9 protein-coding genes are annotated in these 9,231 nt (G+C 62.1%); 4 read left to right on the top strand and 5 right to left on the bottom strand.

Annotation, left to right across the window (positions count from 1 at the left end; genetic code table 11):
• Positions 1 to 28 precede the first annotated feature (28 nt).
• From A2J01_RS29025 to A2J01_RS29015, 3 genes are all read right to left on the bottom strand, one after another.
• Positions 29 to 1,549 carry an AMP-binding protein gene (locus A2J01_RS29025; protein WP_064114118.1) on the bottom strand — a complete coding sequence of 507 codons (1,521 nt, stop codon included), beginning with the start codon at positions 1,547 to 1,549 and terminating at the stop codon, positions 29 to 31.
• Positions 1,550 to 1,622: 73 nt separating this feature from the next.
• Complete coding sequence (locus A2J01_RS29020) at positions 1,623 to 2,744, bottom strand: DUF5938 domain-containing protein (protein WP_003940189.1); 1,122 nt, start codon at positions 2,742 to 2,744, stop codon at positions 1,623 to 1,625.
• 55 nt (positions 2,745 to 2,799) lie between these two features.
• Positions 2,800 to 3,603, bottom strand: coding sequence for an SDR family NAD(P)-dependent oxidoreductase (locus A2J01_RS29015; protein WP_054826837.1), 804 nt, complete (start codon positions 3,601 to 3,603; stop codon positions 2,800 to 2,802).
• Between the two features lie 325 nt (positions 3,604 to 3,928).
• Between A2J01_RS29015 and A2J01_RS29010 the strand changes: the two genes are divergently transcribed.
• Complete coding sequence (locus tag A2J01_RS29010) at positions 3,929 to 4,531, top strand: TetR/AcrR family transcriptional regulator (protein WP_042448650.1); 603 nt, start codon at positions 3,929 to 3,931, stop codon at positions 4,529 to 4,531.
• Here A2J01_RS29010 and A2J01_RS29005 read toward each other — a convergent pair whose 3' ends face one another.
• Positions 4,532 to 5,125: a TetR/AcrR family transcriptional regulator gene (locus tag A2J01_RS29005; protein ID WP_003940428.1), complete on the bottom strand. Its 594-nt coding sequence runs from the start codon at positions 5,123 to 5,125 to the stop codon at positions 4,532 to 4,534.
• Positions 5,126 to 5,242: 117 nt separating this feature from the next.
• Here A2J01_RS29005 and A2J01_RS29000 point away from each other — a divergent pair, with 117 nt between their 5' ends.
• From A2J01_RS29000 to A2J01_RS28990, 3 genes are all read left to right on the top strand, one after another.
• Complete coding sequence (locus tag A2J01_RS29000; protein WP_030536952.1) at positions 5,243 to 6,004, top strand: enoyl-CoA hydratase-related protein; 762 nt, start codon at positions 5,243 to 5,245, stop codon at positions 6,002 to 6,004.
• Between the two features lie 241 nt (positions 6,005 to 6,245).
• A complete protein-coding gene (locus A2J01_RS28995; RefSeq protein WP_064114117.1) occupies positions 6,246 to 6,761 on the top strand; it encodes an OsmC family protein in 516 nt (171 codons plus the stop codon).
• A gap of 37 nt (positions 6,762 to 6,798) precedes the next feature.
• Positions 6,799 to 8,112, top strand: a complete 1,314-nt coding sequence (locus A2J01_RS28990; protein ID WP_064114116.1) for a bifunctional o-acetylhomoserine/o-acetylserine sulfhydrylase — start codon at positions 6,799 to 6,801, stop codon at positions 8,110 to 8,112.
• 64 nt (positions 8,113 to 8,176) lie between these two features.
• Here the strand turns inward: A2J01_RS28990 and bphC are convergent, their stop codons facing one another.
• The gene (bphC, locus tag A2J01_RS28985; RefSeq protein WP_064114115.1) at positions 8,177 to 9,097 is read right to left on the bottom strand and encodes a biphenyl-2,3-diol 1,2-dioxygenase; all 921 of its coding nucleotides are present in this window, start codon (positions 9,095 to 9,097) and stop codon (positions 8,177 to 8,179) included.
• Positions 9,098 to 9,231 lie beyond the last annotated feature (134 nt).

The raw sequence follows: 9,231 nt of genomic DNA, 5'->3' as shown, positions 1-9,231 counted from the left end.
CAGAAGACGTGGTGTGCGAGTCGTGACCTCAGCCCGTCAGCTCGCTCTTGATCTCGTTCTTGAGAACTTTGCCGACCTTGGAGCGAGGTAGATCGTCCCAGACGATGACTTGCTTCGGAGTCTTCACACTTCCGATGCGAGCCTTCACGAAAGCCATCACCTCGGCGCCGTCGATGTCGGCGCCGAGGTGCGGTTGCACCACTGCCACAACGCGTTCGCCCCACTTGTCATCCGGCAACCCGATCACTCCGCAGTCCTGAATCCCCGGATACGCCATGAGTGCCTGCTCCACCTCGACCGAATAGACGTTGAAACCGCCGGTGATGATCATGTCCTTCGCACGGTCGACGATGAACAGGAAATTGTCGTCGTCCAGGTACCCGATATCGCCGGTGTGATGCCAGCCGTGGGCTGACGCTTCCGCGGTTGCGTCGGGGTTCTTGTAATAACCCGCCATCACCAACGAACTGCGAATCACCACCTCACCACGCTCGCCACGTCCGAGCAGCGCGCCTTTGTCATCCATGATTCCCACGGTCACCAGCGGCGACGGTCGACCGGCCGAGGAAAGTCGTGACGTTGCGACAGTGCCGTCCGAGCCGAAGTGCTCCTTCGGTGACATCGTCGAAATCATCATGGGGGCTTCACTCTGCCCGAACAGCTGAGCCATGACCGGGCCGATCTTGTCGATCGCCTCCGCGAGTCTGGTCGGGGAGATCGGCGCCGCTCCGTACCAGAAGCATTGCAGCGAGCTGAGATCCGTGGCCGACAGGGCCTCGTGCTCGAGCAGCATGTAGATGAGCGTCGGCGGCAGGAAGGTGTGAGTCACCTTGTGCTTCTGAACGTTCGCGAGGAAGTACCCGAGGTCGGGCTTCGGCATGATCACTACTTCGCCGCCGAGGGCCATGATCGGGAAGCACAGAACACCGGCGGCGTGAGTCAGCGGTGCCAGCGCCAGATACACCGGGCGCCCCTCGAACGGATAACTTATCAAGGTGATTGCGGTCATCGTCTCGATGTTGTGCCCGGTCAACATCACTCCCTTTGGCCGTCCAGTTGTACCACCGGTGCCGACCAGCATGGTGACGTCGTCGGGCGCCGCGGCGTCGAGTTCTTCTTCCCCGAGCCAGCTTTCGAGGGACTGTGCCGATTCCGATTCGCCGTCGATGCAGACGAGCGTCACCAACTGGGGAAGCGCATCCTTGATCTGGTCGACTAGCGGCGCATAGGACTTCTGGAAGAACAGAGCGCGACAATCGAACAAATCCAACAGGTCTCGGTTTTCCGCAGCTTCGTTGCGAGGGTTGATCGGGCACCAGACGCCGCCGGCCCGGCTTATTCCGAATACGCACGAGAACGAGATCGGGTCGTTGCCGGACAGAATCGCGACTTTTTCGCCCGGCGCGATGCCCGAAGCCGCGAGCGAAGCTGCGAAGCGTCGGCTGAACTGTTGCACCTCGCCGTAGGAGAGAGTGCGCTCCCCCATCGTCAAACACGGTGCGGTGGAACCAAGAGAGGCTCCCTTGTCGAGATAGTCGGTCAAACGCATGGGGAGCCTCCAGGGCGGGGCTCCCGGCGCGCTACACGCCGGGAGCCGTGAACATGATGACGAGGGCGACGAGTTAGGCGTTGATGGTTACTTCCGGCTCCAGAGCCAGCCCGAAACTACGTAGCGCGCCGAGCAGTTCGCGATGGCCGAACGCCTGGCAAGCCGAGGCAAGCCCGGTCCGCTTCGGCGCCTGCTGGAGCAGAGAATGCGCTGCATAGGCGTGCAGGAGGCCCGTCTGCTTGTAGTTACAGTTTCCGTGGATCACGACGTGCGAGCGACCCAGCGGGCCCGACGCGTAGACGGAGTCGAGTGAGGTGTTGATGCGCGGATTCTCACGAGGGGGCATACCGGCCTGAACCGATCCGGCGATCTCGGCCAAGGCGGCTTCCTGCTCGTCGGCGGGCAGGGTCTTGATCTGCTCCTCCACGATCTTCTGCGTCGCGACAACGCCTTCCATCACGGTGCGGTCGAACACTCCGCCCGCAGCCTTGACGTTGGAAACTCGCGGATCGTTCTTGAACCACACCGGGTGGCATGTTCCGCCCCACGGCAATGCAAGCGCAGTTTCGTGCTGGCCCGGAACGACGACGTCGAAAGTCTGGCCGGGCGCCCACTGCACGTACTTGTTCTGCTCGAGGTAGTACCAGTTTGCCTTGAGGATGGTGAAGATCGTCTGAGTGGACGCGTAGGTGGGAAATCCCTTCCACAGCACGAGGATGTCGAGCGTATCGAGGCCCGGCGTTTCCAGTGCGATATTGGCCGCGATCTCACCGGTGGTGTACATCTGCGCGATACCGGGCGAGAGAAGCAGGCCCTTCTCCTGATACTTGTCGCTGAACTTCTCCTGGACGTCGAGTACCCAGTCCTGCTCACCGGTGGTATCCATGTAGTGGCAACCGGCATTCAACGCGGCCTCGACGACGGTGCCGCCGAGCTTGATGAACGGGCCGACCATATTACTGACAACCTGTGCGCCGGTGAATAATTCGGTGAGAGCCTCGACCGTGTGCTCGACCTCGACGACCTCGTGATCGACGGTGTCCAATCCGGGGATCTTGTCGAGGACCTCTTGGATGCGAGCGGCGTCGCGGCCGGCTGCGATGAACGGGATGTTGAACTCGCGCAGGTATTCACACACCAGACGGCCGGTGTACCCGGAGACGCCGTAGACGATGACGGGCTTCTTTTCGGACATGTTCGTGGAACCTTTCGAAGACGTGAGAAGGGTGTACGTACGAATGAAGGGCGAGCTACATGCCCATGCCACCGTCGACGGGGAGGCCGATTCCGGTGATGAATCGCGCGGCGTCGGAGGACAAGAACACAACGGCGTCAGCCATGTCGTTCACTTCACCGAGGCGGCCGAGCGGGGTGAGGCCGATGACGTCTCCGACTGCTGCTTCGGCGCTGGGCCAGAGACCGAGCTTCTCCATGTCCGCCGCGAGTCCGAGACCCATCTCCGTGGCGACAAGACCCGGGTAGATGCAGTTGACGCGGACTCCGTAGCCGAGCTTGCCCGACTCGGCGGCGGCAACTCTGGTGAAGCGATCGACCGCGGACTTGGTCGCGGAGTATCCACTGATCCCGGGAAACGGAATGGTTGCGGCCACTGAAGAGATGTTGATGACGGAACCGCCGGTTCCGGCTACGCCACCCGGACGCATGCTGCGCAGTCCGTGTTTGGTTCCGAGCGCTGTTCCGAGGATGTTGACCTCACACATACGGCGGATGTCGTTCGGATCGAGGTCGACCACCAGCGAGGAAATCTCGATGCCTGCGTTGTTGACGAGGATGTCGAAGCCGCCGAGAGTCTCCGCGGTGGCGGCGACTGCCCCTTCCCAGTTGGCATCGTCGGTGACGTCCAGCTTTACGAAGCCGGTTTTGACTCCGCCCGAACCAACAGCCTCTGCGGTGGCACGACCCTCGTCTTCGAGAACGTCGCCGATCATCACTGACGCCCCCGCCTTCGCCAACGCCTCAGCCATTCCGGCTCCGAGCCCCTTGGCACCACCTGTGACCAGTGCTTTTCGTCCCTCGAGATCAAACACGCTCATTTTCGACTGCCTCCATGACTGAAACGACTCTCGCGATGCCACCGTTCACAGCGACGCTGCCAAGTGGTGTGAGTCACAGAGTATTCAACTTTGGACGAGTGTCAAGAGAAATCTTGACGACTGTCAAGATTTTGTTACACGCTCGTCAAAGACCAGGGGTTACACTGATTCGGACGCGGTGATCGTGCCGCTGTGGAAACCGCAGGGAACAGGACGTGCCATCGTGACCACGACAGTCGAGAAGCCTAGTGGGGCAGGGAAAAAGGCTGCACCTAGCTCACCGGGCCAGCAGTCCGACTCCGCCAAGCGGTCCAACGCAGACAAGGTGTCGCGTCGCCAGGTCGACAAATTCTCCGAGCGACGTGATCAACTCGCCGAGGCCGCACTGCAAACCCTGGCCGAATTGGGCTACGCACGCACGAGCCTGCGCGAAATCGCCCAGAATTCGGAGTTCTCCCACGGCGTCCTGCACTACTACTTCAGCGACAAGGTCGATCTCATCACCCACTGCGTGCGCCACTACAAGGCACGCTGCGTCACCCGCTACGACGGCATCGTCGCCACCGCGAAGACACCGGAGGAACTGAAAACCGGTTTCGGCGCACTGCTCGCCGAGACCATGATCGAAGAACCCACGATGCACCGCCTCTGGTACGACCTGCGCGCGCAGTCGATGTTCGAGGAGTCGTTCCGAGCCGACGTCGCCGCGATCGACGAGAGTCTCGAAAACATGATCTGGCGCATTGTTTCTCGCTACGCCGAACTTCTCGACGTAGAGGCATCGGTCACCTCGGCGGCGATGTACGCAATCTTCGACGGCCTGTTCCAGCAGAGCCTGCTGCGCCATCTGTCCGGCGATCAGACTGCCGCAAACTATCTTTCGGAGAGCGTCCAGCAGATGCTGCCTCTGGTAGTGCCCACTCCCTGATCAGCGAGCAGCGATGCCTTCCGCGACGTACCTGGCTCCGCGATCGAATTCTCCGACCACGTCGTAATCGGCGTCTTGCCGCCAGAAGCGGACCAACGCTCCGTACGTACCACCGATCATCTGTGCGAGAAAGAGCGGCGGGTAGTCCGATCTCACTTCGCCGGCTTCGATACCGGCAGTGACGATCCGGAGAAGTTCCACGTGGAACCGATGATCGTGGGCCGCCCCCGCTCCGGAGGAGGCGAAGTCGCGCTCGAGTTCTGCAGTCACCATGCGCAGATAGCGCGGATGCATGATCGCTTGCTGCGCAAAGTCCTGAAAAATCCGGGAGATCCGATCAGAAGTCGGCATCGGCGATTCCATGAGCTGATCCACCAGTGCCGCAAGCTGATCGAGATGATCACTGTGCAACGCCTCGAGAACCGAGTCCTTGCCCTGGAAGTAATTGAAGAAGGTGGCTCGCGACACCTCGGCACGCTCGGCGATGTCGTCGACGGTCGTGCTGGCGAAACCCTGCGCCGAGAACAGAATTCGAGCAGCCGAGAGCAACCTGTCGTTGGTATCGCGCTTGTTCTGTTCTCGTTTGGAAATCACGTCGACCTGCCCTTCTCCGCCTCAGAACACAGTCTTCGCCACAGTCCGGAATGTGTCCAATGTCCGTCCCGTCAGGTGACGCACCTCCGCCTCCGATAGGTGGACTACAGTCCAATTATGTCGACTGTTTCCACCGAACGCCATGACCGCGTTCTCATCGTCAGGATCGAACGCGAAGAACGCCGTAACGCGATCAACCGTGAGACTGCCGAGGGAATCGAAGCCGCGCTGAATCTTCTCGACGACGACCCTGATCTGTGGGTCGGCATCATCACCGGAACCCCCAACATCTTTTGCGCCGGAACCGATATCCGAGAGCGGGCCGACCTTCGCATGCCTCGCGGCGGTGAGTACGGCGTCATTCGGCGCCGGCGGAACAAGCCCCTGATCGCTGCAGTCGAGGGCTACGCGCTTGGTGGCGGTTTCGAAATCGCACTGGCCTGCGATCTGATCGTCGCCTCTGCCACAGCGCAATTCGGCCTTCCCGAAACCAAACGCGGTCTGGTTGCGACGTCCGGCGCACTCTTTCGGGCTCCTCGCGCGCTTCCGATCAACGTCGCCCGTGAACTCTTGATCACCGGCCGCACACTCGATCCCGAACGGGCAAAGGACCTCGGCGTCGTCAATGCAGTCACTGCCCCTGGTAAGGCACTCGACGAGGCACTGGTGATGGCAGCGGAGATCTGCGAGTCCTCCCCCACCTCCGTGAGTCTGAGTCTGAAGGCCATCGAGGCTCTCTACGCCGACGCCGACGCCGACGGATGGAAGGTCACCGACGACGCCAAGGACGCAGTGTTGCGCTCTCCGGACATCGCCGAAGGACTCGACGCTTTCGCCAATCGTCGGACACCCCGGTGGAGCGGACTGCCGCCCGCATGACAGACCACAATCCGAGACAGATTTCCTATACGTCTGGTCGGAAAGGGTATGAACCGGTTACAGTCTCTCCTGTGACGGGAATCGGCGCATACAAGACGGGCACGCTGCTGACGCGGCGGCGCCATGTCGACTTTGCGCATGTCTGTACATCCGGGTGTCCGATCTACTGATCGGACCTACGACGTGAGCGCCGCTCACGTCGATACTCGTATGTACACCCAGATCAGGGGACATTTCTGTCATGACCACCGCCTCCATCTCACACCTGAGTTCCGTCGTAGCAGCCAACGCCGACGCCATCGACAAAGACGCCAGCAAAGCGCACGTCGTATTCAAGGCTTCCGCCCAGGCGCACGACGCCGTTGCCAGCACCATTTCTCTCGGTAAGTACAGCGTCGAGGTCGACGAGCCGCCGGCCCTCGGCGGCGAGAACACCGCAGCCAATCCTGTCGAGTACTACCTTGCTTCCCTGCTCTCCTGCCAGGTGGTCACCTACCGCGTCTGGGCGGACAAACTCGGTATCGCTCTCGACGACATCTCGGCCAGAGCCGAAGGTGACCTCGACGTTCGTGGATTCTTCGGCTTCGACGACGCCGTCCGTCCGGGATTCTCCGAGGTCCGCGTGGTCGTCACCCTGACCGGCCCCGAAACCCGCGAGCGCTACCTGGAACTGCAGGAAATGGTCGACGCCCACTGCCCCGTACTCGATCTCACCCGCAATCCCGTCCCAGTGCATACAGTCGTCGAAACCGCCTGACCCGCACCAACCCACCTTCACCACGGAGTATGAATTCATGAGCGAGAACACCCCCGTCGATACCGATCCGACCGCCGATTGGTCGTTCGAAACCAAGCAGGTCCACGCCGGACAGGGCCCGGACAGCGCTACCAACGCTCGGGCGCTTCCGAGCTACCAGACCACCAGCTACGTCTTCGACAACACCGACCATGCGGCGGCGCTCTTCGGCCTCGCCGAGCCGGGCAACATCTACACCCGCATCATGAACCCGACGCAGGACGCCGTCGAGCAGCGCATCGCCGCCCTCGAAGGCGGAGTCGCGGCTCTGCTGGTTGCGTCCGGTCAGGCCGCCGAATCCTTCGCGATCCTCAACCTCGCCGAGGCCGGGGACCACATCGTCTCAAGCCCTCGCCTGTACGGCGGCACGTACAACCTCTTCCACTACACGCTGCCCAAGCTCGGTATCACCGTCGACTTCGTCGAGGACCCGGACAACCTCGATCACTGGCGTGAGGCAATCCGTCCGAACACCAAGGCGTTCTACGGCGAAACCATCTCCAACCCCAAGAACGACGTGTTCGACATCCCCGGCATCAGCGCAGTCGCCCATGAGCACGGCATCCCGCTGATCGTGGACAACACGGTCGCAACTCCGTACCTCATTCAGCCACTGAAGCACGGCGCCGACATCGTCGTCCACTCCGCCACCAAATACCTTGGCGGACACGGCACCGCGATCGCCGGCGTCATCGTCGACGGTGGCACCTTCGACTGGACCCAGGGACGCCACACCAACTTCACGACCCCCGACCCCAGCTACCACGGCGTCACCTTTGCCGATCTCGCTGCACCCGCCTACGCCCTCAAGGCACGCGTTCAGCTTCTGCGCGACCTCGGCTCGGCCATCGCACCGTTCAACGCCTTCCTCATCTCGCAGGGTATCGAGACACTGAGCCTGCGCATCGAGCGCCACGTGTCCAACGCCCAAAAGGTCGCGGAATTCCTCGAGGGCCGCGCCGAGGTCACGTCGGTCGCGTACGCCGGACTGGAATCCTCGCCCTGGCACGAGCGCGGAAAGCAGCTGGCTCCCAAGGGAACCGGCGCCATCGTCGCGTTCGAGCTCGCCGGTGGAGTCGACGCAGGCAAGAAGTTCGTCAACGCCCTGACGCTGCACAGCCACGTCGCCAACATCGGTGACGTTCGCTCACTCGTCATCCACCCCGCGTCGACGACGCACTCGCAGCTCACCCCCGAGGAGCAGCTCGCTTCGGGCGTCACGCCGGGGCTCGTCCGCCTCGCGGTCGGCATCGAAGGGATCGACGACATTCTCGCCGACCTCGAAACCGGTTTGGCCGCAGCAGCTTCCTGATCTATCGCACGAAAAAGCTCGGCCCCGATATGCATTGGGACCGAGCTTTTTCGTTGCGTAAGAGCTAGCTCTTGGGAGTGAACGCGGCCAGCGGTTCACTCTCGGACCAGTCATGGCCCCAGTAGCTGTCGGCCGTGATTTCCTCAGCGGTGTAGAAGGCTTCGTCGACAAGCATGCCTTCGCAGCCGAACTCCAGATCCCATCCACCCGGTGCGCGCACGTAGAACGACACCATCTTGTCGTTCGTGTGGCGACCCAACGTCGAGGAGATCGAGAAGCCGAGCTTGGCAACACGATCGAGAGCCTGACCGACGGCGTCGAGAGTCTCGGCTTCCATCATCAGGTGCACGAGACCGGGCTCGTCAACCGGCGGCGCCGGGCACAACGCCAGGCTGTGGTGGCGCTGGTTGACACCCATGAAGCGAACGCGGCGAGCCGGCGGCGGCGCATCGATACCGCCGAGACGGATGGAACCGCGCGGGAGGAATCCGAGCACCTCGGTGTAGAAGGTGTATGCCTCGTCGAAACGCGTAACCGGAAGCACCACATGGCCGAGGCCCTGATCGCCGGTGACGAAACGGCCGCCGTGCGGGGTGACCAACGGGCTGTGGTCGAGTACCGGTCCGAAGAAGACCTCGACTCGGTTGCCGTTGGGATCGTCGAATGCGATGACCTGCTCGGCATCGCGGTAGCTGGCGTCGACCTCGGAAAGAACCTCGACCTCGACTCCGGCCTTCTCCACTGCTTCACGAACACGCTGGAGCGCGAACTGATCTCGCACTTCCCAGCCCACTGCGAGAGCCTTGTCCGTCTCACCGGGCAGGACGATCAGTCGCGCAGGACGCTCGTCCAGGCGCAAGTAGAGGCCGTCGGCTTCCGGGCCACTACCGACCGCGAGGCCGAGTCCGTCGACCACGAGCTCGCGCCAGCGAGCCACGTCCTGCGTTTGGATCCTGAGATACCCCAGGCCCCGAATTTCAGTCATGCCTAACCGTCCTTGCTTCGAAAGTATTTGTGGGACTAGATCATCGAGCGGTGGATACCCTGCGGTTCGCCACCGAGCTGCGAGAGCGTCGACGCATGGAAAATGGAGCCAGGTACGTGGATCGCGTGCGCGAG

Origin of the sequence: Rhodococcus sp. EPR-134 (assembly GCF_001647205.1) — a bacterium.
Taxonomy (GTDB): domain Bacteria; phylum Actinomycetota; class Actinomycetes; order Mycobacteriales; family Mycobacteriaceae; genus Rhodococcus_F; species Rhodococcus_F qingshengii.
Note: the sequence above shows the minus strand (reverse complement) of the source record. Positions and strands in the feature narration are given on the sequence as shown.